This is a genomic window from Pseudomonas sp. MLB6B (genome assembly GCF_054508135.1).
On sequence record NZ_CP199313.1, the window covers coordinates 1,975,378 to 2,000,678 of the forward strand.

A 25,301-nucleotide genomic window follows, 5' to 3' on the forward strand; every position below is an offset into this window, starting at 1 on the left:
CTCAGTTCTCCAGAACGCTGAGCAGGCCAAGGGGCAGCGGCACGTCCATCATGCGGTCGAACAGCCAGTAGAGGAACACGCTCATCACCGTCACCACGATGGCGCTGTGCAGCCAGCGGCCACCGTACAGACGCGCCATGGGAATGCCGACGAGGATCGCGCTGAGGATGAAGCCCAGCGACTCGAAGGTGTAGGCGAACAGCAGCAGCAGGCCGACGCACAGGGCGATCTTGGTCAGCGTGGCGCGGTCGAGCTCGGGCTCGTCGTCCTTGCGCACGATCGGCGTAGGGCGGATCGCCAGGTACAGCAGGCCCAGGCTCATCAGGCCGAGCATCAGCAGCGGATAGGCACGCGGCCCGACCGGCTCGTAGGAAAACGCGGCCTGGTAGGGCCAGGCCATCACCGCCAGGGCGGCACAGACCGCCAGCAGGATGAGGGCGAAGAGGCGTTGCAGGATCATGGGCGAATCCTCGATTGGAAAGAGGCTGAATCGGGGTGTGGGAACATTCGGCTAGGCGCTCCGATTAGCTGCGATGGCACCGTGTTGGAGCGGCTAAAGCCGCTCCAACAGGGGTGCGTATCGCGGCTGATCGGAGCTCCGAACCGACCGCTCCTACAACAGAACCGCCGGCTTACTGCACCAGCCCGAATTCCTTGGCCAGCACCTTGTACTGCGCCACCTGCTGCTTCACGTAGCCGTCCAACTGCTCGCCGGTCATGGCGAAGGGGAACAGCTCACGTTGGTCGCGCAGCTTGGCGAAGTCCTCGGAGGCCAGCACTTTGTCGAAAGCCTCTTTCCACCAGGCGTAGTCTTCGTCGCTGACCTTCGGCCCCAGGTAGAAGCCGCGTACCACAGGCCAGACGATGTCGTAGCCTTGTTCCTTGGCGGTCGGGATGTCCTTCATGGCCGGGTCGTCGAGGCGCTCTTCGGAGAACACCGCGAGCAGGCGCATGTTGCCGCTCTCGATGTGCGGCATGGAGTCGGAGATGTCTGTCGAGCCGACCTGGATGTGCCCACCCAGCAGCGCCGTGGCGATTTCGCCGCCGCCTTCCAGGGCCACGTAGCGCAGGTCGCGCGGGTTGATGCCGGCGGCCTTGGCGATGAGCGCGGTCTGCATCCAGTCCTGGCTGCCGACGGTGCCGCCCGAACCGATCACCACCTTGCCCGGGTCTTTCTTCAGCGCCGCGACCAGATCGTCGAGGGTCTTGTAGGGCGAATCGCTTTTCACCGCGATGGCGCCATAGCTGGTGCCGACTGCCGACAGCCAACGCACGGCGTTTTCGTCGAAACGGCCGAACTTGCCCTGCGCCAGGTTCAGCAGCGAGCCGCTGGACCAGGCCACCAATGTGCCGGCGTCGGCCGGACGCTGGGCGACCACGGCGTTGTACGCCACCGCGCCGACGCCGCCGGGCATGTAGGTCACACGCATGGGTTTGCTGAGGACCTTCTCGCTGACCAGCGCGCTTTGCGCCAGCTTGCAGGTCAGGTCGAAACCGCCGCCGGGCGAAGCCGGGGCGATGCATTCGGGGCGTTTTGGCTCACCGGCCAGGGCATTGCCGGCCAGCAGCAGGCAGCCAGTGGCCAGGGCGAGGCGGCGCAGGGAAAAGGTCATCGTCTATCTCCGTCACATTTGTTGTTATGGGTTACCAGAGGGCCACGCTGTAGCTCACCAGCACACGGGTTTCGTCGGCATCGCGGGTGAAGTTGGAGCGGAACGAGGCGTTGCGCAGGCGCACCTCGACGTTCTTCAACGGCCCGCTCTGCACCACGTACTTGAGTTCGGTGTTGCGCTCCCATTCCTTGCCCTCGCCACCACTGGCGCGGCTGACGTTGTCGCCGCGCAGGTAACGGGTGAGGAAGCTCAGACCGGGCAGGCCGAGAGCGGCGAAGTTGTAGTCGTAGCGCAGTTGCCAGGAGTGCTCGTCGGCGTTGGCGAAGTCGTTGATCTGCACGAAGTTGACCAGGTGCGGATCGGCGCCGTCGAGGTAGGGAAAGGCGCTGTCGCCCGACAGGTGCTGGTAGGCCGCGCTGAGTTTGTGGCCGCTCAAGGCGTAGCTGAACATGCCGTTGACGGTGGTGTTGTCGATGTTGCCGGCCCTGGCCTGGCCTTGCTCGTCGCTGGTCGACAGGCGCAGGTCGGCGCCCAGGGTGCCGGGGCCCCAGGGCTGGGTGGCGAGCAGGCCGAGGAAGTGCTGGCGATAGACGTCATCGAGCTGGGCGAAGTGGTAGCTGCCGGTGATGCGCTTGGTGAAGGCATAGTCCACCCCGGCCATGTCGAAATGGTCACCGCTGAAGGTGCCGCCGAAACGGCTGCCCTTGTTGTTCAGCGCCAGGTCTTCCCAATTGGTGTCGTTGCGGTCCTTGGCCTTTTCCAGGCGTCCGCCGATGAAGGTCACGCGGTCGATGTCGCGCGAGCTGAGCAGCGCGCCTTCGAAGGTCTGCGGCAGGATGCGGCCGTCGTTGGGGCGCAGCACCGGGGTCACCGGAATCAGCGAGCCGACCTTGAGTTCGGTCTTGGAGATGCGCACCTTGCCGGTCACGCCGAGCTTGGAGTATTCGTCGGCGGCGGTGCCGTCGTCGTGTACCGGCAGCAGGCCAGTGCCGCTGCGGTCGCGGCTGGAGTCGAGCTTGACGCCGACCATGCCCAGCGCGTCCAGGCCGAAGCCTAGGGTGCCGTCGGTGTAGCCGGACTGGATGTCGAGCATGAAGCCCTGGGCCCACTCGTCGCGCTTGGACTGTTGTGCGCTGGTGCCATCGCGGAAGTCGCGGTTGAAATACATGTTGCGGGTTTCGAAGGTGGCGGTGCTGTCTTCGATGAACGCGGCCTGGCTCAGCGGCGCGAAGCCGGCCAAGGCGAGAGCGCTGGCGAGGCTGCCAGTGCTTGAGGAAAACGAACGGGTAGGCACGAACGCCTGTAGCTGGGCGGGCAGCATGGGATGACTCCGTTTCTTGTTCTTATTGGTTGCACCACGAGGGTGCACGGCACGGCAGATCGAGCTGCCGTGGTGCGATCCTAGGTAACCAACCTTTCAGCAACCTTTCACGCCGGCAGGATTGTTACAAAGGGATTCACAGAACCGACGGGGCGGGTACACTCCGCGCCAACCGAACGATGCGGGGATGAAGGCGATGCGTGTATTGCTGGTCGAAGACCACCTGCAACTGGCCGAAAGCGTGGCCCAGGCCTTGAAGGGCCTGGGCCTGACCGTGGACGTGCTGCACGATGGCGTGGCTGCCGATCTGGCGCTGGCCAGCGAAGAGTATGCAGCGGTGGTGCTCGACGTCGGGCTGCCGCGTCTGGACGGCTTCGAGGTGCTGGCGCGTCTGCGCGGGCGCGGCAAGACCGTGCCGGTGCTGATGCTCACTGCGCGCAGCGACGTCAAGGACCGCGTCCACGGCCTCAACCTGGGCGCCGACGACTACCTGGCCAAGCCGTTCGAGCTGAGCGAACTCGAAGCCCGGGTCAAGGCTCTGCTGCGCCGCAGCGTGCTCGGCGGCGAGCGCCAGCAGTGCTGCGGGCCTCTGGTCTACGACCTCGACACCCGACGTTTCACCCTCGATACCGAGCACCTGACCCTGACCTCCCGCGAGCAGAGCGTGCTCGAAGCGCTGATCGCCCGGCCGGGGCGGGTGATGAGCAAGGAACAGTTGGCCGCCCAGGTGTTCGGCCTGGACGAAGAAGCCAGCCCCGACGCCATCGAGATCTACATCCACCGCCTGCGCAAGAAGCTCGATGGCCATGCGGTGGCCATCGTCACCTTCCGCGGCCTGGGCTATCTGCTCGAGCACCGCGATGCGTGACGACGGCAGCCTGCGCGGGCGCCTGCTCGGCAACCTGGCCCTGCTGTTGGTGGTGCTGATGTGCGCCAGCGGCCTGAGCGCCTACTGGAACGGCCGCGAGGCGGCCGACACTGCGTACGACCGTACTTTGCTGGCCTCGGCCCGGACCATCGCCGCTGGCCTCTCGCAGCGCGACGGCACGCTGAGCGCCGACGTGCCTTACGTGGCCCTCGATACCTTCGCCTACGACAGCGCCGGGCGCATCTACTATCAGGTGCTGGATATCCAGCAGCGCTTGATCTCCGGCTACGAGCACCTGCCGCCCCCGCCACCGGGCACGCCCCGTACCGACGACTACCCGGCGCTGGCGCGTTTCTACGACGCCCGCTATCAGGGCCAGGACGTGCGTGTGGTGAGCCTGCTGCGGGCCGTCAGCGAGCCGAACATGAACGGTATGGCCGAAATTCGTGTAGCCGAAACCGACGAGGCGCGCGAGAGCATGGCCCGTGACCTGATGACCGACACCCTGCTGCGCTTGGGGATGCTGGCGTTGGCCGCGCTGATGATGGTGTGGTTCGCCGTGAGCGCCGCGCTGCGCCCCTTGGAGCGCCTGCGCAGCGCGGTGGAGGAGCGTCAGCCCGACGACCTGCGGCCCTTGCCGTTGGTGCAGGTGCAGCGCGAGCTGAGCCCGCTGGTGCATGGCCTCAACCATTTCACCGAGCGCTTGCGCGCGCAGTTCGAGCGCCAGGCGCAGTTCATCGCCGATGCCGCCCACGAACTGCGTACGCCGTTGGCGGCGCTCAAGGCGCGCTTGGAGTTGGGTCAGCGTTCCAGCGATCCGCAGCAGTGGCGGCAGACCTTGGCCGAAGCGGCCCAGGGCACCGATCGGCTGACCCATCTGGCCAATCAGTTGCTGTCGTTGGCGCGGGTCGAGCATGGCGCCCGCACCATCGCAGAAGGCGGCGCGCAACGTCTGGACCTGACCCAACTGGCCCGCGAACTGGGCATGGCCCTGGCGCCTCTGGCCCATGCCCGAGGCGTGGCCTTGGCCCTGGAGGCCGAAGCGCCGGTGTGGCTCAAGGGCGAGCCGACCTTGCTCAACGAGCTGCTGAGCAACCTGGTGGACAACGCCATCGCCCATACCCCGCTGGGAGGTACCGTCGTGCTGCGGGTACTGGCACCGGCCGTACTGGAGGTGGAAGACGACGGCCCCGGCATTCCCGAAGCGGAGCGTGAGCGCGTGTTCGAGCGTTTCTACCGGCGCAGCCCGCAGGGCACCGGCCTGGGCCTGGCCATCGTCGGCGAGATCTGCCGCGCGCACTTGGCCACCATCAGTTTGCACGACGGTGACAATGGCGGGCTGAAGGTGCGGGTGGGCTTCAGCACCGATTGACGCGAGAGTGACGGGGTCGAGGCAGTGGCTCGGCGACGTTGGGGCGGGCTTAGCGCAGCATGCCGCGGGCTTCGAGCAGCTCGGCCACGTCCAGTCGCTTGTCGGCCGGCAGCTTCAAATGGCGCCAGGCCGGCAACGCCGTCGGCGGCTGGGCAGGGTCGCCTTGGTGCAGATGGCGGGCGAGCTGGACCACGTCGATGTAGTCCAGTTTCTGGGTGGTACGTTCCAGGTCGTCGATCTGGCTGGGCAGGTTGACCAGTTGCTCGGGGAAGTCCCAGGCGCTGAGGAGCTTGTCGCCGAGCACCGGTTGAATCTGCTCGATGATGTGGTGCAGGCACACCGGGTCTGCCAGCAGTTCGTTGTGCTCTTCGGCATAGATCAGCACCGGCAGGGCGCCGATCTGGTGCACCAGCCCCCCCAGCGCGGCCTGGTCGGGCTTGAGCGAGGTGTGGCGGCGGCACAGCTCGTAGCTGATGCCGGCCACTTCCAGGCTGCGCGCCCAGACGTCGCGCAGCTTCTGTTCCACCGACGGCGAGCGGGCGTGGAAGATCTGCTCGATGACCAGGCCGATGGCCAGGTTGCAGCTGTAGTTGATGCCCAGCCGGGTGATCGCGGTGTGCAGGTCGGTGACTTCCACCGAGGCGCGCAGCAGGGGGCTGTTGACCACCTTGATCAGGCGTGCCGACAGGGCTGCGTCCTGACCGATCACCCGGCTCAGGGCCGCGACGCTGATCTCGCTGTCCTCGGCAGCCTCGCGGATGCTCAAGGCCACCTCGGGCAATGTGGGCAGCAGCAGTTCGTCGTTATCGATGGCGGCAAGCAACTGCGCTTGCACCGTGTCGGCCAGCTTGTTCATCGGGGTTCTCTGCCGCTGTGGAGGGGAGCGCCCCACGCAGGTGCTGGGGCGGGCTGATCAGCGTTGGATTTCCCGGTCGCGGTCAAGTTCGTAGGGCAGGTCGAGCAGGCTCAGGCGCGGACCGTCGGCGGCACCCAGGTGCAGGTTGTCGTCGGCCACGGCGTCGGCACTGAGCACTGCCAGCAACTCGCATGCCTCACCGGCATGCGCCGCCAGCACCACTTCGCCGACCGACGAGCCATGGGTGGGCGAAAACACTTCGGTGCCCGGTTCGGGCAGAGCGCTTTGCGCCAATGCCACGCGGTACATGCGGCGCTTGAGCTTGCCCAGGTACTGCATGCGCGCGACGATTTCCTGACCGGTGTAGCAACCTTTCTTGAAGCTCACACCGTCCACCGCCTGCAGGTTGATCATCTGCGGAATGAACAGCTCGCGGGTGGCGCCCACGACTTGGCCGATTCCGGCGCGGATCTGGCCCAGCAACCAATCGTTCAAGGTGCCCTTGGCGAGTTGGGCATCCAGGCCTTGGCGCACGGCGGCCGCCTGCTCGGCCGTCGCCCAGAGTTCGATGCGTTCGGGCGATACGCGCACTGCCATCAGCCCAGGCTGGCGAACGGTGGCGCCCGCCTCGGGCGCAACTTCCAGGCCCAGCGGTTGCAACGCGGCATCGCCCTGGTGCAGGCCGAAGCGCACCCAGGCGGCGCTCTCGTCGGTGAGCACCGCCTTGGAAAACACGGCGTATTTCTTCAGGTCGGCCATTTGCGCTTCGAGCAGCTCGCTGGCCATCGCCAGGAGAAAGCCATCGCCCTGCGGCAGGATGCGGAAGCTCGACTGCATGCGACCCTTGACCATGCAGCGCGCGCCGAGCCCGGCATGCGCGTCGTCGAGGTAGTTGAGGTTGCAGGTCAGTTGTCCCTGCAGGAACTTGCCCGCGTCGGAGCCGCGGACGGCAAGGATGCCCTCGTGATCGAGAGAGCAGTAGAAAGCGGAATCGGCCATGGGACATCGCGATAGCTAAGAGACTGGCGGCCATCATAGAACGGTGCCGAGCAAATAGGTAGGCGGGGAGTCATGCGCGGTAACAGGGTACGACCGATGCCCAGTGCCGCCGTGCCGGCCAGGCTGTATACTGCCCGGCCATTCGAGGAGGGCCCCATGGTCGAACAAACTGAACTCAATCGCCTGTTCTGGCACAGCCGGCGCGGCATGCTGGAACTGGACGTGCTGCTGGTGCCCTTCAGTCAGGAGGTCTACGCCACCCTCAGCGAGCCTGACCGCGAACTCTACAAGCGCCTGCTCGAATGCGAAGACCAGGACATGTTCGGCTGGTTCATGGAGCGCTGCGAATCCGAAGACCCAGAGCTGCAGCGCATGGTGCGCATGATCCTGGACCGTGTCCAACCCAAGTGACGCCTTCGAATGCCGTTGGCAAGGCTCGCGCCTGCTGCTGACGGCCTATCTCGGATGCATGGCCTTGGCGCTGTGCGCCGTCTGGTTAAGTGCCGCGCCTCTGTGGTTCGCCAATCTGCTCAGCCTGGGCTGCGTCCTGCACGCGCGCTGGATGATCCCGCGGCGCATCCTGCTCACCCATCCCCATGCCATCACCGGCCTGCGCCGCAATGCCCAGGGCTGGAGCCTGTTCAGCCGCGCGTCCGGCTGGCAGCCTGCGCGGCTGTGTCGTGACAGCCTGGCCTTGCCGCACTGTGTGGTGCTGCGCTATGTGCGCCGCGGTCGCTGGCTGAGCGAAAGCCAGTGCGTCCCGGCCGATGCGCTGGCCGCCGAAACGCACCGCCGCCTGCGTGTGCGTCTGAAGTACAGCCGGCGGCGTTGGCAGTGAGCCGAGCGATCAGTGCCGGCTCGAGGTCGGGTCCAGCACCGTGTCTCGTGCTTCGGGCAGCATGTCGGGGTAGTCCAGGGTGTAGTGCAGGCCACGCGACTCCTTGCGCTGCATGGCCGAACGGATCATGAGCTCGGCGACCTGGGCCAGGTTGCGCAGCTCGATCAGGTCGCGGCTGACCTTGTAGTTGCTGTAGAACTCGTCGATCTCGTCGAGCAGCATGCGCACGCGGTGTGCGGCCCGTTGCAGGCGCTTGCTGGTGCGCACGATGCCCACGTAGTCCCACATGAAGCGCCGCAGCTCGTCCCAGTTGTGCGCGATGATCACGTCTTCGTCCGAGTCGGTCACCTGGCTGGCGTCCCAGCAGGGTAGGGCGCGCGGCATGGGTATCAAGTCCAGCTGCGCGATGATGTCCGCCGCCGCAGCGCGGCCGTAGACGAAGCATTCGAGCAGCGAGTTGCTGGCCATGCGGTTGGCGCCATGCAGGCCGGTGAAGCTGGTTTCGCCGATGGCGTACAAGCCAGGTACGTCAGTGTGGCCTTGTTCGTCGACCATCACCCCGCCGCAGGTGTAGTGCGCGGCGGGCACCACGGGAATGGGTTGCTGCGTGATGTCGATGCCAAAGCCCAGGCAGCGTTCGTAGACGGTCGGGAAGTGGCCCTTGATGAACTCGGCGGGCTTGTGAGTGATGTCCAGGTACACGCAATCCACACCCAGGCGCTTCATCTCGTGGTCGATGGCGCGGGCCACGATGTCGCGCGGCGCCAGCTCTTCGCGGGCGTCGAAGCGTGGCATGAAACGCTCGCCGTTGGGCAGGCGCAGCAGCGCACCTTCGCCACGCAGGGCCTCGGTGATGAGGAAACTCTTGGCTTGGGGGTGGTACAGGCAGGTGGGGTGGAACTGGTTGAACTCCAGGTTCGCTACCCGGCAACCGGCACGCCAAGCCATGGCGATGCCATCGCCGCAGGCACCATCGGGGTTGCTGGTATACAAATAGACCTTGGCCGCGCCCCCAGTGGCCAGCACGGTGAAGCGCGCGCCGAAGGTATCGACCTCGCCGGTGCTGCGATCCAGCACGTAGGCCCCCAGGCACCGTTGACCGTTGAGGCCCAGGCGACGCTCGGTGATCAGGTCGATGGCCACGCGTTGCTCGAGCAACTCGATGTTGGGCCGTTGACGGGCCTGCTCCAGCAACGAGGTGAAGATCGCCGCACCGGTAGCGTCCGCGGCATGGATGATGCGCCGATGGCTGTGACCACCTTCGCGGGTGAGGTGAAACTGGTAGCTGCGCGCGTCCACGGCCTGTTCGTCGCGGGTGAAAGGCACGCCTTGCTCGATCAGCCAGTCGATGGCCTCGCGGCTATGCTCCACGGTGAAGCGTACGGCGTCTTCATGGCACAGCCCGCCGCCGGCGTTGAGGGTGTCTTCGACATGCGACTGCACGGTGTCGGTGTCGTCCAGCACGGCGGCCACGCCGCCTTGTGCCCAGAAGGTCGAGCCGTTGGCCAGTTCGCCCTTGCTCAGCACCGCGACGCGCAAATGGCGCGGCAAATTCAGCGCCAGGCTCAAGCCGGCTGCACCGCTGCCGATCACTAGGACATCATGTTGGAATGGTTGGCTCATGTCGGGACACTAGTATCTGGATGAGGTGAACGGCACAATAGCCCCGTGTAGGTGGCACTGTGAGACTATCGGACCGTAGCCGGGATGCCTTTATAGCAGCCCCGGCCCGCTGATTTCCAACGACGCTTGTCCGGTTTGCTGGTTTCGCCAGGGAACTTTCGGCGACCGTCGGAAATCCCATGAAGGCTGCCCGCACGTCACAATTGCCGCGGCGACGCAGGGCAGCTGCTCTTACCGGGCGAAATCCTGCGTATTCGAGATTCTACGTCGATGAGGTCGGCCTTCACCGTCTTCGTCGCTCATGCGAGCCGATGAAAGGCCGCAGGAAACTTGCTTGGAGGGGAGAACTTTTGCCTAAAGCCCGAGTCTATGTTTGCAAGCCTGAACGATGGCTTTTGCAACGCTCCTCCGAGACCACTGAGGAGTGTTCATGCTAACCCAGGAAGAGGATCAGCAGCTTGTCGAGCGTGTACAGCGCGGCGACAGGCGAGCGTTCGATCTGTTGGTGCTGAAGTATCAGCACAAGATTCTCGGGTTGATCGTGCGTTTCGTCCACGACACCCATGAAGCACAGGATGTTGCGCAGGAGGCCTTTATCAAGGCGTACCGAGCGCTTGGAAATTTCCGCGGTGACAGCGCCTTCTACACCTGGCTGTACCGCATCGCCATCAACACGGCGAAGAACTACCTGGTGTCCCGCGGAAGGCGGCCGCCAGATAGCGATGTGAGTTCCGAGGATGCGGAATTCTATGACGGCGATCACGGCCTCAAGGATCTTGAGTCTCCGGAGCGCTCCCTGTTGCGGGATGAAATCGAAGGCACCGTCCATCGGACCATCCAGCAATTGCCCGAAGATTTGCGTACGGCGCTGACCCTACGTGAATTCGATGGTCTGAGTTACGAAGACATTGCCAGCGTCATGCAGTGTCCTGTGGGCACCGTGCGCTCTCGAATCTTTCGCGCTCGGGAGGCCATCGATAAAGCCCTGCAACCGCTGTTGCAGGAGTCCTGAGACAGCGGCGATAGCCAAGAGAGGAACCGCCATGAGTCGTGAAGCTTTGCAGGAATCGCTGTCCGCGGTATTGGACAACGAAGCGGATGAACTGGAACTGCGTCGTGTGCTGAGCGCCGTCGAAGATTCGGAGACCCGCGCTACTTGGTCGCGTTACCAGGTCGCTCGTGCAGCTATGCATAAAGAATTGCTGATGCCGAACCTCGACATCGCATCGGCGGTTTCCGCAGCCCTGGCTGAAGAAGCTGCCCCGGCCAAGGTCCAGAAGGGTCCGTGGCGCGGTATCGGCCGTCTGGCCGTGGCCGCTTCGGTGACTGTCGCCGTGTTGGCAGGCGTGCGCCTGTACAACCAGGACGAGATCACTGGTGCAGAACTCGCGCAGCAGCAGCCTGTTCAGCAAGCCCTGAGCGCGCCACAAGCGCAAGGCCCTGCTGTTCTGGCCGGCTACACCGAAAGCAGCGATCAGCCGACCGGCCCTATGGCCAACGCCGCCATGCAGAACCAGGCTGGCTGGGACAAGCGCATGCCAGGTTACCTGCAGCAACACGCGCAGGACTCGGCTGCCAAAGGCGGTGAGACCGCACTGCCTTACGCTCGCGCCGCCAGCATGGACGATGCCAAGTAAGGAGCTGCATGCGCGCATTTGCCTTCCTACCGCTGTTGGTCGGCAGTTGCGTCGCGCTACCAGTTCTGGCAGCCAATTCTTCGCCTGAAGCGGGGAAGTGGCTGTCGAAGCTGGCTCAAGCCGAACGGCGACAGAATTACCAGGCCTCGTTCATCTATGAACGCAACGGCAGCTTCTCCTCTCACCAGATCTGGCACCTCTTCCATAACGAAACTTCTACCGAGCGTCTGTTTCGCCTGGATGGCGATGTTCAAGAAGCCGTGCGTGTCGATGGCAGAGTAAGCTGCGCCGCCGGTGATCTGATGTCAGCAGTCAGTGCACCTGGCAAATCTTCTGCGAATGTTTTCGATCCCCTCAAATTGATGAGCTGGTACGACCTTAGCGTCATCGGCGAATCGCGCGTGGCCGGGCGGGATGCGGTATCCCTCAGCCTTGTGCCGCGCGATCCACACCGCTACGGCTTCGACCTTGATCTGGATCGGCAAACCGGCCTGCCGTTGCGTTCGTTGATGGTCAACGAAAAGGGGCAGATGCTCGAGCGTTATCAGGTCATCAGCCTGAACACCCAAGCTCCCGATCCAGCAGACCTGCAAGGCAGCTCCGCCTGCAAGCCGCTCGCACCCATGCCCGTCCGTGAAAAGGCGGCGGTGGTGGAGTGGCGGGCCGAATGGTTGCCAGCAGGCTTCGAGCTGGTGGACAGCCAGGTACGAGGCGAGGGGCCCAGTTCCTTGATGTACGACGATGGCCTGGCACGGTTTTCGATTTTCCTAGAGCCAGTCGCTGCCGCCGATGGCAAGGACATTCGCACCCAACTCGGACCTACCGCTGCCGTTTCGCGCCATCTGACGACGGCCAAAGGCGGCATGCTGGTCACGGTCGTCGGCGAAATCCCGTTGGGTACCGCCGAGCGCATAGCGCTGTCGATGAGGTGGCGGGGTGCCCAGGCAAGTCGCTGAATCCGCTTGATCGCGGCAGTTTGTGCGCATTGTTGAAATGAAATTAAAGCATTGTCATTTGCATTCCCCTGGTAAATTTTCTATAGGTCTGTTCTTTCGAGGTCTGGCCTGTCCTGCGTCTGCGGGAGCCTTACTGCTAATTACGCTCGTTGTGACGGGAGTCGTATGTCGATACCACGCTTGAAACCCTATCTTTCGATGTTTGCCGCCGTGTTGATGCTCGGCCAGGCGCTCGTGGCCCAGGCCCAAGAGGCACTGCCCGATTTCACCACCTTGGTCGAACAGGCTTCGCCTGCCGTGGTGAACATCAGCACCAAGCAGAAGCTCCCTGAGCGCCGCATCGCCGCCGGGCAAATGCCCGACCTGGAAGGCCTGCCGCCGATGTTCCGCGAGTTCTTCGAGCGCAGCCTGCCGCAACAGCCGGGTTCGCCGCGCGGCGACCGTCAGCGCGAAGCGCAATCGCTGGGTTCGGGCTTCATCATTTCGTCCGATGGCTACGTGTTGACCAACAACCATGTGGTCGCCGACGCCGACGAAATCATCGTACGCCTCTCCGACCGCAGCGAACTGCAGGCCAAGCTGGTCGGTACCGATCCGCGCACCGACGTGGCGCTGCTCAAGGTCGAAGGCAAAGACCTGCCTACCGTCAAGCTGGGCGATTCGGAAAAGCTGAAGGTCGGTGAGTGGGTGCTGGCCATCGGTTCGCCGTTCGGCTTCGACCATTCGGTGACCAAGGGCATCGTCAGCGCCAAGGGCCGCACCCTGCCCAACGACAGCTACGTGCCTTTCATCCAGACCGACGTGGCGATCAACCCCGGCAACTCCGGCGGGCCGCTGTTCAACATGAATGGCGAAGTGGTGGGCATCAACTCGCAGATCTTCACCCGCTCCGGTGGCTTCATGGGCCTGTCGTTCGCCATTCCGATCGACGTGGCGCTGGACGTTTCCAACCAACTCAAGAAAGACGGCAAGGTCAGCCGCGGCTGGCTGGGTGTGGTCATCCAGGAAGTGAACAAGGACCTGGCCGAATCCTTCGGTCTCGACAAGCCTGCCGGCGCGCTGGTCGCGCAGGTGCTGGAGGACGGCCCGGCGGCCAAGGGTGGCCTGCAGGTCGGTGACGTCATTCTCAGCCTCAACGGCAAGCCGATCGTCATGTCCGCCGACCTGCCGCACTTGGTCGGCAGCATGAAGGACGGCGACAAGGCCAAGCTCGAGATCATCCGCAACGGCAAGCGTCAGGGCCTGGACATCGCCGTAGGCGCACTGCCCGAAGACGATGCCGACACCGGCATGGGTGGCAGCAAGCAGGGAGCCGAGCGCAGCAGCAACCGCTTGGGCGTGTCCGTGGCCGACCTCACCGCCGAGCAGAAGAAGTCGCTCGAGCTCAAGGGCGGCGTCACCATCAAGGAAGTGCAGGACGGCCCGGCGGCGCTGATCGGCCTGCGTCCGGGCGACGTCATCAGCCATTTGAACAACCAGGCCATTCTGTCGGCCAAGCAGTTCACCGAGATCGCCAAGGAACTGCCGAAGAACCGCTCGGTGTCCATGCGTGTGCTGCGTCAAGGGCGCGCCAGCTTCATCACCTTCAAACTGGCCGAGTAAGCCGGCTACGACCGGAAAAGGGCAGCGCAAGCTGCCCTTTTCGTATGCGCGAAGTCAGCGCGGCAAGTGCCGCGAAGGGCCAGGCGCCATACACGCGGTTACCGGTTAACTGATCGGGAACCTCCCATAACCCTGCGGCTTGGGGTACAATTCCCGGCTATTTTTGGCGGGCGTCCGGCTCGCAGCCTTTTCGAGTGTTGACCTGTGAGTGATTTGAGTCATATCCGCAATTTCTCCATCATCGCCCACATCGACCATGGCAAGTCGACGCTGGCCGATCGTTTCATCCAGCTCTGTGGTGGCCTCACGGCGCGCGAAATGGAAGCCCAGGTCCTCGACTCCATGGACCTCGAACGCGAACGCGGCATCACCATCAAGGCCCATAGCGTCACGCTCCACTACAAGGCGCAAGACGGCAAGACCTACCAGCTCAACTTCATCGACACCCCAGGCCATGTCGACTTCACCTATGAAGTCAGCCGTTCGCTGGCCGCCTGCGAAGGCGCGCTGCTGGTGGTCGATGCCGGCCAGGGCGTGGAGGCGCAATCGGTCGCCAACTGCTACACCGCCATCGAGCAAGGCCTGGAAGTCATGCCCGTGCTGAACAAGATGGACCTGCCCCAGGCCGACCCCGATCGCGTCAAGGACGAGATCGAGAAGATCATCGGCATCGACGCCACCGACGCCGTGGCGTGCAGCGCCAAGAGCGGCATGGGCGTCGACGAGGTGCTGGAGCGCCTGGTGCACACCATTCCGCCACCCGAGGGCGATATCGACGCGCCGTTGCAGGCGCTGATCATCGACTCCTGGTTCGACAACTACCTGGGCGTCGTCTCCCTGGTACGTGTGCGCCATGGCCGCGTCAAGAAGGGCGACAAGATCCTGGTCAAGTCCACCGGCAAGGTGCACCTGGTCGACAGCGTCGGCGTGTTCACCCCCAAACACACGCAAACCGCCGACCTCAAGGCCGGCGAAGTGGGCTTCATCATCGGCAGCATCAAGGACATCCACGGTGCGCCGGTGGGCGACACCCTGACCTTGTCCTCGACCCCGGACGTGCCGGTGCTGTCGGGCTTCAAGAAGATCCAGCCGCAGGTCTACGCGGGCTTGTTCCCAGTCAGCTCTGACGACTTCGAAGACTTCCGCGACGCCTTGCAGAAGCTCACCCTCAACGACTCGTCGTTGCAATACGCGCCGGAGAGTTCCGACGCCCTGGGCTTCGGTTTCCGTTGCGGCTTCCTCGGCATGCTGCACATGGAGATCATCCAGGAACGTCTGGAACGCGAGTACGACCTCGACCTGATCACCACCGCGCCGAGCGTGATCTACGAGTTGGAGTTGAAGACCGGTGAAACCATCATCGTCGACAACCCCTCCAAGCTCCCGGACGTCTCCTCGGTCACCGACTTCCGCGAACCGATCGTCACCGCGACCATCCTCGTGCCGCAGGAGCACCTGGGCAACGTGATCACGCTGTGCATCGAAAAGCGTGGCGTGCAGCGCGACATGCAGTTCCTCGGCAGCCAGGTGCAGGTGCGCTACGACATGCCGATGAACGAAGTGGTGCTGGACTTCTTCGACCGTCTGAAGTCCACCAGCCGTGGCTATGCTTCGCTGGACTACCATTTCGACCGCTACCAGTCGGCCAACCTGGTCAAACTGGACGTGTTGATCAACGGCGACAAGGTCGACGCCCTGGCGTTGATCGTGCACCGTGACAACGCGGCCTACAAAGGCCGCCAGTTGACCGAGAAGATGAAGGAGCTGATCCCTCGGCAGATGTTCGATGTGGCGATCCAGGCAGCCATCGGCGGCCAGATCATCGCGCGAACCACCGTCAAGGCGCTCAGAAAGAACGTACTGGCCAAATGTTACGGCGGCGACGTCAGCCGTAAGAAGAAACTGCTGGAGAAGCAGAAGGCCGGTAAGAAACGCATGAAGCAGGTCGGTAACGTGGAAATTCCACAAGAAGCCTTCCTTGCCGTGCTCAGGTTGGATAGCTAGGTCCTATGTCGCTAAATTTCCCGCTGTTGCTCGTTCTTGCCGTAGCCATCTGTGGTTTGCTGGGGCTCATCGACCTGTTGTTCCTGGCACCGCGCCGGCGAGCGGCGATCGCCACCTATCGGGGTAGCGTCAGCCAGCCCGAGCCGGCGGTGGTCGAGCGCCTCGACAAGGAACCCTTGCTCGTCGAGTACGGCAAGTCGTTCTTCCCGGTGCTGTTCATCGTGCTGGTGCTGCGCTCGTTTCTGGTCGAGCCGTTCCAGATCCCATCGGGATCGATGAAGCCAACGCTGGAGGTCGGCGACTTCATTCTGGTGAACAAATTCTCCTACGGCATTCGCCTGCCGGTGCTCGACAAGAAGGTCATCGAGATCGGTGACCCCAAGCGCGGCGACGTGATGGTGTTCCGCTATCCGAGCGATCCGAACGTCAACTACATCAAGCGCGTGGTCGGCCTGCCGGGCGACCAGATCCGCTACACCAACGACAAGCGTCTGTTCGTCAACGGCCAGGCCGTCGCCGAGCAACTGGTCGGCACGGAACCGGGTACCCTGGGCAGCGCCGAGTTGTACAAGGAAAAACTGGGCGAGGCCGAGCACTTGATCCGCAAGGAAATGAGCCGCTACCGCATGCCGCCCGACCAGCAATGGACGGTCCCGGCCGGCCATTACTTCATGATGGGCGACAACCGCGACAACTCGAACGACAGCCGCTTCTGGGATGATCCGAACATTCCCAAGGAGCTGCACGGCATGGTGCCGGACCGCAACATCGTCGGTAAGGCCTTCGCGGTCTGGATGAGCTGGCCCGAACCCAAGCTCAGCCACTTCCCCAACCTGTCGCGGGTTGGCTTGATCCACTGATCCACCGGCGCTGTCGATCTGGCAGCGCCGAATGCATTTCTGACATAGGCTGTGTTCTCCAGGATCAGAGAATTGCCATCGCATCGGGCGGTGGCCACGGCCGGCAGTCTTCAGGACCTCGATTTGAACAACGCGTTGAACAACCCTCAGGTGGCCCCATGAGCGCGCCCCTTGACCGCCTGGAGCGCAAGCTCGGCTACACCTTCCGGGATCAGGAGCAGATGCTGCTGGCCCTCACTCACCGCAGTTACGCCGGGCGCAACAACGAGCGCCTGGAGTTTCTCGGCGACTCGATCCTCAACTTCGTCGCCGCCGAAGCCCTGTTCGAGCGCTTCCCGCAGGCGCGCGAAGGCCAGCTGTCGCGTCTGCGCGCGCGCCTGGTGAAGGGCGAAACCCTGGCCCGCCTAGCCCGTGGTTTCGACCTGGGCGATTATTTGCGCCTGGGTTCGGGCGAACTCAAAAGCGGTGGTTTCCGCCGCGAGTCGATCCTGGCCGATGCCCTCGAAGCCTTGATCGGTGCGATTTACCTCGATTCCGACATGCAGACGGTGCGCGAGCGCATCCTCGCCTGGCTGGCCGGCGAGTTCGAAAGCCTGACCCTGGTCGACACCAACAAAGACCCGAAAACGCGCTTGCAGGAATTTCTGCAGTCGCGCGCCTGCGAGTTGCCGCGCTACGAAGTGGTCGATATCCAGGGCGAACCCCACTGCCGCACTTTCTTCGTCGAGTGCGAAGTGGTGCTGCTGAACAACAAGAGCCGCGGCCAGGGCGTGAGCCGGCGTATCGCCGAGCAGGTCGCGGCAGCCTCGGCGCTCATCGCCTTGGGCGTGGAGAATGGCAATGACTGAGAACACCCCCACCCGTTGCGGCTATGTGGCCATCGTCGGCCGCCCGAATGTGGGCAAGTCGACGCTGCTCAACCACATACTCGGCCAGAAGCTGGCGATCACCTCGCGCAAGCCGCAGACCACCCGGCACAACATGCTCGGCATCAAGACCGAAGGCGATGTGCAGGCGGTCTACGTCGATACGCCCGGCATGCACAAAGCCAACGACAAGGCGCTCAACCGCTACATGAACCGTAACGCCTCGGCCGCCCTCAAGGACGTCGACGTGGTGATCTTCGTGGTCGACCGTACGCGCTGGACCGACGAAGACCAACTGGTGCTCGAGCGCGTGCAGTACGTCACCGGGCCGTTGATCCTGGCGGTCAACAAGACCGACCGCATGGACGAGAAGGGCGATCTGATCCCGCACTTGCAGTGGTTGCAAACGCAACTGCCCAATGCCGAGATCGTGCCGATCTCCGCTCAGCAGGGGCACAACCTCGACGCTCTGGAAACACTGATCGCCAAGCACCTGCCGGAAAACGAGCACTTTTTCCCGGAAGACCAGATCACCGACCGCAGCAGCCGTTTCCTTGCCGCCGAACTGGTGCGCGAGAAGATCATGCGTCAATTGGGTGCCGAGCTGCCGTACCAGATCACCGTCGAGATCGAAGAGTTCAAGCAGCAGGGGCACGTCTTGCACATCCACGCGCTGATCCTGGTCGAGCGCGATGGGCAGAAGAAGATCATCATCGGCGACAAGGGCGAGCGCATCAAACGCATCGGTTCCGAGGCGCGCAAGGACATGGAGCAACTGTTCGATGCCAAGGTGATGCTCAACCTCTGGGTCAAGGTCAAAGGCGGTTGGTCGGACGACGAGCGCGCCCTGCGCTCGCTCGGATACGGCGACCTGTAACCCTCCCGTCGAACGGCCCGGATTCTCCGGGCCGTTTTCTTTCGCAGGCTTTTCCATGGAACACCCAGTCGGCCAACCGGCCTACGTGCTGCACAGCCGCGCCTACAAGGAAACCAGCGCACTGGTGGACCTGTTCACCGCGCAAGGCCTGGTGCGTGTGGTGTTGCGCCGCGCTCGGGGCAAGGGCGGCAGCTTGGTGCGGCCGTTCGTGCTGCTCGAAGTTGAGCTGCGCGGGCGCGGCGAGCTGAAGAACGTCAACCGGCTGGAAACCGTCGGTGTCGCAGCTTGGCTGCATGGCGATGCGCTGTTCAGCGGGATGTACCTCAACGAACTGCTCATGCGCCTGCTGCCCGCCGAAGTGCCACACCCGGCCCTGTTCGAGCACTATGCCCTGACCTTGCAGGCGCTGGCCGAGGGGCGCCCCCTGGAGCCGCTGTTGCGCGCCTTCGAGTGGCGCGTGCTCGACGAGCTGGGCTATGCCTTTTCGCTCAGCCACGACCTCAACGAACAGCCCATCGTCAGCGAAGGTCAGTACCGGTTACGCGTCGATGCCGGTCTGGAACGAGTAGAGCTGCCCCAACCAGGTCTGTTCAGCGGGACGCAGTTGCAGGCATTGGCCGAAGCCGACTGGGAAGCGCCCGGTGCGCTGCTCGCGGCCAAGCGTCTGATGCGCCAGGCCCTGGCGGTGCACCTGGGCAGCAAGCCCCTGGTCAGCCGGGAACTGTTTCGCAAGCGCTGATCCCATCGTATGCTGTGCGGCTCACACTCTAGGAGAGCCTTCCGTGACTCACAGCAACCGCATGCTACTGGGCGTCAACATCGATCACGTGGCAACCTTGCGCCAGGCGCGCGGTACACGTTACCCCGACCCGGTCAAAGCGGCGCTGGATGCCGAAGAGGCGGGCGCCGACGGCATCACCGTACACCTGCGTGAAGACCGCCGGCACATCCAGGAGCGCGACGTGCTGCTGCTCAAGGACGTGTTGCAGACGCGCATGAATTTCGAGATGGGCGTGACCGAAGAGATGATGGTCTTCGCTGAGCGCATTCGCCCTGCGCACATCTGCTTGGTGCCGGAAACGCGCCAGGAACTGACCACCGAAGGCGGCTTGGACGTGGCCGGGCAAGAAGCGCGGATCAGAGCGGCGGTCGAGCGGCTGACCCGCATCGGCGCCGAGGTCTCGCTGTTCATCGATGCCGATCCTGCACAGATCGAAGCGGCCCACCGCGTCGGCGCACCGGCCATCGAGCTGCATACGGGACGTTATGCCGATGCCGAGAATCCGACCGAGATGGCCGAAGAACTCGAGCGCATCGCCAAAGGCGTGGCCTTGGGTGTCGACAAGGGGCTGATCGTCAATGCCGGCCACGGCCTGCACTACCACAACGTCGAAGCCATCGCGGCGATCAAGGGCATCAACGAGCTGAACATCGGCCATGCGCTGGTGGCCCATGCGCTGTTCGTCGGTTTCAAGGAAGCGGTGGCGCAGATGAAGGCGTTGATCCTCAACGCGTCGCGCTGACACCTCGGCAACGAGCCCCTACCTGCGATCTGCGCCCTGGCAGATCGCAGGTAGGTCGTGCCCAGGCGGGGAGCGCCGGATCGGCAGGTTGATCATGCTGACGAGTGGCGTGGTCGGAGGGTGCAGCGTGGGCGTTTGCAAACGCCCACGCCGTGGGCCTCAAAGCGCGCCGAAGACTTTCTTGGCCAGGCTGGTAGCGGCCTGGGCCGGGTTCTGGCGGATGCTCTGCTCTTGCTTGGCGATGATCTCGAACAGACCGTCCAGGGCTTGCTCGGTCACGTAGTTCTCGATGCTGGCGCTCTTGGCATCGACTACGCCCAGGGCCATGGCCTGGCCGGCGAAGTTGTTGTACTGCTTGGCCAGCCCTACCTGGTCGGTGGCCTGCTTGACGATCGGCAGGAACTTGGCGCGGATCTGTTCGCGGCTGGTCTTGTCCAGGTATTGCGTGGCCGAGTCCTGGCCGCCGCTGAGGATGCCTTTGGCGTCAGCCACGCTCATCTTCTTCACCGCATCGAGCAGGATCGCCTGGGCCTGCGGAACGGCGGCTTCGGCCGCTTTGTTCATGCTGGCTTCCAGGGCCTCGACCTGCTCGCCTTTGCCGAACATCTTCATGGCCTTGGCCGCCTTGCCCAACTTGCCGGGCAGCTCGATGCGCACCTGCGGATCGTTGCTGAAGCCGCCGGGCGTACCCAGTTGCTTCACGGCCACTTGGGCACCTTGGCTCAGAGCATCCTTGAGCCCACTGGAAGCGTCGCTCTGACTGAGGTCGCCAAGGGACAGCGCCAGTGCGCTGGCCGACAGCATCAGGCCGGCGCAGAGGGTGGTCAAGCGCAGGTAAGTACGGATCATGGAGGGGTCCTTGGTAGACGGGGTGGAAATCTTCAACGGGCCGGGTCGACCTTGATGCGCAGTGGCTGCGGATCATGGCCATCGAGCGCTACGGACTGTTGCGAGGTGCTTATGAACAACAGCTCGCCCTCCAGTTCGATACGAGCACTGACCGCGTAGCGGTGGCCGGGTTTGATCTGCGCGGGGTCATAGCTCAGCTGGAACGGCAGCGGTACGTTGCCTTTGACCGGGCCTGCCTGACGCGCCAGCACGACGGCCGGGGCGTCCATCAGGGAAACGTCCTGCAGTTGCACGCTCAGCGTGGCGGCAGGTGGCAACGCCATGCGTTGCAGGTAGAAGACCTCGCCATGCAGGCTTGCCTGGGTAGATGGGGTAGGGCTGGAGCAGGCTGCGAGCAAGGAGGCGCAACACAGCATAAAGAGTTTTTTCATGGAATCTCCGGTGTCCAGGGGTCGGCTGCTGACCAACGCCCAGGACTGTAACGGATTTTTCCCGATGAATCAGCGAGGTGGTAGCTTCAAGGTGATGTCGGACAGATCGGGCAGATTGCCAAAGTCCAGCGCCCTGAAGTTGCGGCCTGCGTAAATTTCGGTGCCCTCGTGGTTGTACAGGCCAAGGTGCAAGCGCAGCGGCCGGCCTTCGGGAACGCTGGCCGCATCGATGAACAGCGAAAACTCGCCCTGATTGCCTGAAACACTCATCGAGTGCTCTGCCAAGTTGCTGAAGCGACGGTTGCTGTCGCCATCCTCCTGCACCACAAGCAAGGTGACGTCGAGTTTATTCGTGTCCTTGACCACCTCGTCTGGAATGTTCACATGCCCGCTCAGCTCGATCACCCGCATCTCGAGCGGGTGCAGGTCAGGTGCCGCCTCGAATCCTTCGACTGGCTCCAGCTCAAGGTCCAAGAGCGCCGCGGTCGCTTGCGCCAGCGTCAGGTTCCGGGAGGTACTGAGAATGACCGAGGACGATCCTGTACTCGCAAGGCAACGGGCGTTGAGCGTGATCCTGGCATCGTCCGCCAAGGCCGAGCGGTCGAGATGAAGGCGCAAGGGCAGGGGCGAGCCAGTGATCTGCGCCCCGCAAAGGCCAAGCAATGTTCCGGAGGAGTCGAGTGCTTCCACGATCAGCCGCGGTAAGCCGTCCGGAGACGTTGGTAGATAGGGGGTGCTCAAGGCGCCGGTGATTTCAACAATATCGGGCATGTCATCGTTTCTCGTGAGGGGGTGATGAAGCATGCCGATGCTGGTGCCTGGAGTGCCCAGGCATCAGCCTGAAAGCCTACCCCTGCACGACGTCCGCCGGCTCGTCGCGATGCAGCGCAACCTGCCGGATCGACAAGCGCAACTCGGCCGACAGCACCCGTTTGGCCACGCTTTCGGCCAGTTCGCCCAGGCGGTCGGAGTAGTCCAGCGTGCCGTGCTCGTCGACGCGCAGCACGCCTTGGTCGAGCAGCGTCTGGATGAAGTGGCGGAACAGGCTCTTGTCGAAGAATTCCGGGGCATTCAGACCGTGCAGGATCGACAGCCGCTGGGCCATGGTCACGCACAGGTTTTCCAGCCCTTCCGCGCTCAGGCTGTGCTTGCCACTGCTGAGCAGCAGCGAGGTGGCCATGTAGAAGCGCTGCAAGGTCTGGGTGATGGTGCGCGCCAGCAGGGTCAGCAGCACGAAGGCTCGCGAACTCGGGGCCGGCCGCAGGTACACGTCCTGCTCGCGGCGCAGCAGGCCTTGCTCGACCAGCGCGGCCAGCCATTGGTCGATGACCTCGTCTAGTGCTTCGGGTGTCCAGCGCAGGAACAGCTCGGCTTGCAGGTAGGGATACAGGGCGCGTACGTACTGGCCGAGCAGCTCGCGGCTCATGCGCGAGCTGCTGAGGAAGAAGCTGGCCAGCAGCGCCGGCAGGGCGAAGATGTGCAGGACGTTGTTGCGGTAGTAGGTCATCAGTACCGCGTTGGTTTCGTCCAGGTAGAGGATGCGCCCCAGCGCGTCCTTCTGTTCGGCCAGCAGGTCCATGGCGCGTACGTGTTCGATCAAGTGCTGGCCATCGCCTTCGGGCAGGGTGGTGTGCGCCGAATAGGGCACTTGGCGCAGCAAGGCAAGGTACAGGTCGAGGACGCGCACCAGCGCCTGTTCGTCCAGGGCCAGGCGGCTGGTGGACAGCAGCGCCAGCGCCACCAGATTGACCGGATTGATCGCTGCGGCCTCGTTGAGGCGGCGCGCCACGGTGGCGCCAAGGTCGGTGGTGGCCTTGCTCAGCCATGCCGGGCGAAAGTCCGGGCCGTGGGGCTGCTCGCGCCATCCCGGTTGGCGTTCGTCGAGAAACGCACCCAGGCGGATCGGCTCACCAAAGTTGACGTAGACCTGGCCGAAGCGTTGGCGCAGGGCGCCGAACACCTTGAACAGGTCGAAGATCGACTCCTTCTTCTTGCTCGCCCCGCGCAGCTCGCCCAGGTAGGTGCGGCCTTCCAGCACACGCTCGTAGCCGATGTACACCGGCACGAAGGCGATGGGCGTGCGCGAGGAGCGCAGGAAGCTGCGCAAGGTGATCGCCAGCATGCCGGTGCGCGGTTGCAGCATGCGTCCGGTGCGCGAACGCCCGCCTTCGACGAAGTACTCCACCGGAAAGCCCTTGCTGAACAGGGTGTGCAGGTATTCGTTGAACACAGCCGTGTACAGCGGGTTGCCCTTGAACGTGCGGCGCATGAAGAAGGCGCCGCCACGGCGCAGCAAGCCACCGATCACCGGCATGTTGAGGTTGATGCCGGCCGCGACATGGGGCGGCGTCAGGCCATTGCGAAACAGCAGGTACGACAGCAGCAGGTAGTCGATATGGCTGCGATGGCAGGGCACATAGACCACTTCGTGGTCCGGTGCGATGGCCTGCACCTGCTCGATGTGGTTGACCTTGATGCCGTCGTAGATCTTGTGCCAGAACCAGCTCAGCACCACTTCCAGAAAGCGGATGGCGGTGTAGGTGTAGTCCGAGGCGATCTCGTTGGCATAGCGCAGCGCCTGGGCCTCGGCCTTGGCCTGGCTGGTGTGCTGGCGCTGCGTCTCGTCGTCGATGGCCTGGCGCACCAGCGGTGCGTGTACCAAGCCCTTGACCAGGTTGCGCCGATGCGACAGGTCGGGGCCGATGACCGCGCTCTTGAGATTGCGAAAGCGCACGCGAAGCAGACGCTGGGCCATGCGCACGGTGCGCTCGCGGCCCTTGTTGTGGCGCACCAGCTCGCCCAGATGGATGGGCGTGGAAAACTGCACGCGGGTCTTGCGCCCCAGGATCAGCACGGTCAGCAAGCGCCGCAGCCGCCCGGTGACGGCCCAACTGTCGGCGAACAGCAGCCGCCAGGGGCTCGACTCGCTCTCCGGCGACTGCCCCCAGAACACGCTTACCGGAATGACTTGCGCATCTTCTTCGGCATGTTCGCCCAAGGCCTCGATCACCCGTTCCAGGGTCGGCGGGGCGCCACGCTTGTCGTGGCGGCCGAGCCAGTCCGGGTCGGGCGTGAGGTAGAAGAAGGCCGCCGGCTCGCGCAGCGTGCCGACGTCGACCGGCAGCACGGGGCGTGGCAGCCCGGCCTTGGTGCATTCGTGGTCGAGCACCGCCAGGTCGGTCAGTGCCGGCGATGGCAGGACGTAGAACACCGGCCGGCTGCGGTCCAGGTTCAGCGAGGTCGAAGACTGGTTGATGGTTTCGGAGCGCACCCACAGGTACAGCGCGCGGCGCAGCATGCTGAAGATCAGGCGACGCATGGGGGAACGTGTCATTGGCGGCAGGCCCTGGGCAATAAGGTACGGTCGAGGTGCAAGCAGTTAGTCCGCGTGGTCGGCATAAGTTCAGCGGAGCCCGGACCGTCAGCTTGGTAAATTTTCTCTACGGGTTATCGAGTATCCGGCCTATCACTTGCAGGCATTTTCCTACGCTTGGCCGATCAGCCCATTGGACCTGTCAGTCAACGCGCTCTTCATCATAAAAGCGGAGTAGTTCAGATGTCGTCTCGTGAGACTGGGAATGTCAAATGGTTCAACGATGCCAAGGGCTTTGGCTTCATTCAGCGCGAAGGCAGTGCCGATGTGTTCGTCCACTTCCGCGCGATCCGCGGTGAAGGGCATCGCTCGCTAAGCGAAGGGCAGCGCGTCGAGTACGCCCTCGTGCAGGGCCAGAAAGGCCTGCAGGCCGAGGATGTAGTCGGCCTGTAAGCACCGGGCCAGAGAGGTTGGGGCGCTGCGGCCGAAACCCAGTCGCCCCGACTGCCTCACGCCGTGCGCCAGGTGATCTCCTCTTCGCCGTCGGCGCTCACGCGGATCCAGCGGTCGGCGTCTTCTTCGCCGTCGGCTTCGCTCCAGCTCCCCGGCGCACAGCGCACTTCCACCGCCAGGGCAGCGTAGGCGGCCCGCGCGCAAGCGATGTCGTCCTCCCACGGGGTCTGATCGCTTTCCAGCAACAAGCTGTTCCATTTTCCTACAGCTTTGGGAACCCAGGTGACCGGGATGTTACCGGCCTGGCATTTCCAGGTATGGCCACGTTGCTGCCAAGGGCTGCACGGGCCGAGGGCGCGTCCGAGCCAATCGGCGATCTGTTGATGGCCGACGTCGGCGTCCTTGAGGTAGATCTCGATATCAGGTTGGCGCATGGGAAA

At 63.9% G+C, this 25,301-nt stretch carries 26 protein-coding genes; 15 read left to right on the top strand and 11 right to left on the bottom strand.

All coding sequences use genetic code 11. The features are described 5' to 3' along the window. Position 1: 1 nt before the first annotated feature. The 3 genes from ACSMEV_RS08590 to ACSMEV_RS08600 form a co-directional block, all read right to left on the bottom strand. The gene (locus tag ACSMEV_RS08590; RefSeq protein ID WP_459208034.1) at positions 2–460 is read right to left on the bottom strand and encodes a tripartite tricarboxylate transporter TctB family protein; all 459 of its coding nucleotides are present in this window, start codon (positions 458–460) and stop codon (positions 2–4) included. Positions 461–632: 172 nt separating this feature from the next. After that, positions 633–1,613 carry a Bug family tripartite tricarboxylate transporter substrate binding protein gene (locus ACSMEV_RS08595; protein ID WP_459208035.1) on the bottom strand — a complete coding sequence of 327 codons (981 nt, stop codon included), beginning with the start codon at positions 1,611–1,613 and terminating at the stop codon, positions 633–635. Between the two features lie 31 nt (positions 1,614–1,644). Continuing rightward, the gene (locus ACSMEV_RS08600; protein ID WP_459208036.1) at positions 1,645–2,934 is read right to left on the bottom strand and encodes an OprD family porin; all 1,290 of its coding nucleotides are present in this window, start codon (positions 2,932–2,934) and stop codon (positions 1,645–1,647) included. Positions 2,935–3,130: 196 nt separating this feature from the next. Here ACSMEV_RS08600 and ACSMEV_RS08605 point away from each other — a divergent pair, with 196 nt between their 5' ends. Beyond that, the gene (locus tag ACSMEV_RS08605; RefSeq protein ID WP_296265336.1) at positions 3,131–3,802 is read left to right on the top strand and encodes a response regulator; all 672 of its coding nucleotides are present in this window, start codon (positions 3,131–3,133) and stop codon (positions 3,800–3,802) included. Beyond that, a complete protein-coding gene (locus ACSMEV_RS08610) occupies positions 3,795–5,174 on the top strand; it encodes a sensor histidine kinase (protein ID WP_459208037.1) in 1,380 nt (459 codons plus the stop codon). Before ACSMEV_RS08605 ends, ACSMEV_RS08610 begins: the two co-directional genes overlap by 8 nt. 49 nt (positions 5,175–5,223) lie before the next feature. On the opposite strand, the gene ACSMEV_RS08615 is transcribed toward ACSMEV_RS08610, so the two are convergent. Together ACSMEV_RS08615 and ygfZ are read right to left on the bottom strand one after the other, a co-directional pair. Continuing rightward, positions 5,224–6,030, bottom strand: coding sequence for an HDOD domain-containing protein (locus tag ACSMEV_RS08615; protein ID WP_459208038.1), 807 nt, complete (start codon positions 6,028–6,030; stop codon positions 5,224–5,226). Between the two features lie 57 nt (positions 6,031–6,087). Next, on the bottom strand, positions 6,088–7,029 hold the full coding sequence (ygfZ, locus tag ACSMEV_RS08620; RefSeq protein ID WP_459208039.1) for a CAF17-like 4Fe-4S cluster assembly/insertion protein YgfZ: 942 nt from the start codon (positions 7,027–7,029) through the stop codon (positions 6,088–6,090). 156 nt (positions 7,030–7,185) lie between these two features. Here ygfZ and ACSMEV_RS08625 point away from each other — a divergent pair, with 156 nt between their 5' ends. Together ACSMEV_RS08625 and ACSMEV_RS08630 are read left to right on the top strand one after the other, a co-directional pair. Next, complete coding sequence (locus tag ACSMEV_RS08625; RefSeq protein ID WP_413046429.1) at positions 7,186–7,440, top strand: FAD assembly factor SdhE; 255 nt, start codon at positions 7,186–7,188, stop codon at positions 7,438–7,440. Continuing rightward, positions 7,424–7,867 carry a protein YgfX gene (locus ACSMEV_RS08630; protein ID WP_459208040.1) on the top strand — a complete coding sequence of 148 codons (444 nt, stop codon included), beginning with the start codon at positions 7,424–7,426 and terminating at the stop codon, positions 7,865–7,867. Before ACSMEV_RS08625 ends, ACSMEV_RS08630 begins: the two co-directional genes overlap by 17 nt. Before the next feature lie 9 nt (positions 7,868–7,876). Here the strand turns inward: ACSMEV_RS08630 and nadB are convergent, their stop codons facing one another. Next, positions 7,877–9,490 carry an L-aspartate oxidase gene (nadB, locus tag ACSMEV_RS08635; RefSeq protein ID WP_459208041.1) on the bottom strand — a complete coding sequence of 538 codons (1,614 nt, stop codon included), beginning with the start codon at positions 9,488–9,490 and terminating at the stop codon, positions 7,877–7,879. A gap of 430 nt (positions 9,491–9,920) precedes the next feature. On the opposite strand from nadB, the gene rpoE reads away from it, so the two are divergent. From rpoE to pdxJ, 10 genes are all read left to right on the top strand, one after another. Next, positions 9,921–10,502: an RNA polymerase sigma factor RpoE gene (rpoE, locus tag ACSMEV_RS08640; protein ID WP_011535354.1), complete on the top strand. Its 582-nt coding sequence runs from the start codon at positions 9,921–9,923 to the stop codon at positions 10,500–10,502. 31 nt (positions 10,503–10,533) lie between these two features. Next, the gene (locus tag ACSMEV_RS08645) at positions 10,534–11,127 is read left to right on the top strand and encodes an RseA family anti-sigma factor (protein ID WP_459208042.1); all 594 of its coding nucleotides are present in this window, start codon (positions 10,534–10,536) and stop codon (positions 11,125–11,127) included. An 8-nt stretch (positions 11,128–11,135) separates the two neighbouring features. Beyond that, positions 11,136–12,083, top strand: a complete 948-nt coding sequence (locus tag ACSMEV_RS08650; protein ID WP_459208043.1) for a MucB/RseB C-terminal domain-containing protein — start codon at positions 11,136–11,138, stop codon at positions 12,081–12,083. 171 nt (positions 12,084–12,254) lie between these two features. After that, entirely contained in the window at positions 12,255–13,685 is a 1,431-nt protein-coding gene (locus tag ACSMEV_RS08655) for a DegQ family serine endoprotease (RefSeq protein ID WP_459208314.1), read from the top strand. A 204-nt stretch (positions 13,686–13,889) separates the two neighbouring features. Next, a complete protein-coding gene (gene lepA / locus ACSMEV_RS08660; protein WP_459208044.1) occupies positions 13,890–15,689 on the top strand; it encodes a translation elongation factor 4 in 1,800 nt (599 codons plus the stop codon). A gap of 5 nt (positions 15,690–15,694) precedes the next feature. Continuing rightward, entirely contained in the window at positions 15,695–16,549 is an 855-nt protein-coding gene (gene lepB, locus ACSMEV_RS08665) for a signal peptidase I (protein ID WP_459208045.1), read from the top strand. A 158-nt stretch (positions 16,550–16,707) separates the two neighbouring features. Continuing rightward, positions 16,708–17,397: a ribonuclease III gene (gene rnc, locus ACSMEV_RS08670; protein WP_296264856.1), complete on the top strand. Its 690-nt coding sequence runs from the start codon at positions 16,708–16,710 to the stop codon at positions 17,395–17,397. Next, positions 17,390–18,292 (top strand): GTPase Era, encoded by a 903-nt coding sequence (era, locus tag ACSMEV_RS08675; RefSeq protein WP_313740272.1) that lies wholly within the window; start codon positions 17,390–17,392, stop codon positions 18,290–18,292. Before rnc ends, era begins: the two co-directional genes overlap by 8 nt. Positions 18,293–18,347: 55 nt before the next feature. Beyond that, the gene (gene recO / locus ACSMEV_RS08680) at positions 18,348–19,031 is read left to right on the top strand and encodes a DNA repair protein RecO (RefSeq protein ID WP_459208046.1); all 684 of its coding nucleotides are present in this window, start codon (positions 18,348–18,350) and stop codon (positions 19,029–19,031) included. Positions 19,032–19,092: 61 nt separating this feature from the next. Continuing rightward, entirely contained in the window at positions 19,093–19,815 is a 723-nt protein-coding gene (pdxJ, locus tag ACSMEV_RS08685) for a pyridoxine 5'-phosphate synthase (protein WP_459208315.1), read from the top strand. A gap of 159 nt (positions 19,816–19,974) precedes the next feature. Here the strand turns inward: pdxJ and ACSMEV_RS08690 are convergent, their stop codons facing one another. From ACSMEV_RS08690 to plsB, 4 genes are all read right to left on the bottom strand, one after another. Continuing rightward, positions 19,975–20,664 carry a DUF4197 domain-containing protein gene (locus ACSMEV_RS08690; protein ID WP_459208047.1) on the bottom strand — a complete coding sequence of 230 codons (690 nt, stop codon included), beginning with the start codon at positions 20,662–20,664 and terminating at the stop codon, positions 19,975–19,977. A 32-nt stretch (positions 20,665–20,696) separates the two neighbouring features. Then, positions 20,697–21,095, bottom strand: a complete 399-nt coding sequence (locus ACSMEV_RS08695; RefSeq protein ID WP_459208048.1) for a YbaY family lipoprotein — start codon at positions 21,093–21,095, stop codon at positions 20,697–20,699. Positions 21,096–21,164: 69 nt separating this feature from the next. Continuing rightward, entirely contained in the window at positions 21,165–21,866 is a 702-nt protein-coding gene (locus tag ACSMEV_RS08700; protein WP_459208049.1) for a hypothetical protein, read from the bottom strand. A gap of 76 nt (positions 21,867–21,942) precedes the next feature. Then, positions 21,943–24,429, bottom strand: coding sequence for a glycerol-3-phosphate 1-O-acyltransferase PlsB (gene plsB / locus ACSMEV_RS08705; protein ID WP_459208050.1), 2,487 nt, complete (start codon positions 24,427–24,429; stop codon positions 21,943–21,945). A 222-nt stretch (positions 24,430–24,651) separates the two neighbouring features. Between plsB and ACSMEV_RS08710 the strand changes: the two genes are divergently transcribed. Then, the gene (locus ACSMEV_RS08710) at positions 24,652–24,861 is read left to right on the top strand and encodes a cold-shock protein (RefSeq protein WP_459208051.1); all 210 of its coding nucleotides are present in this window, start codon (positions 24,652–24,654) and stop codon (positions 24,859–24,861) included. 56 nt (positions 24,862–24,917) lie between these two features. Here the strand turns inward: ACSMEV_RS08710 and ACSMEV_RS08715 are convergent, their stop codons facing one another. Continuing rightward, positions 24,918–25,295: a hypothetical protein gene (locus ACSMEV_RS08715; RefSeq protein ID WP_413046442.1), complete on the bottom strand. Its 378-nt coding sequence runs from the start codon at positions 25,293–25,295 to the stop codon at positions 24,918–24,920. Between the last annotated feature and the right edge of the window lie 6 nt (positions 25,296–25,301).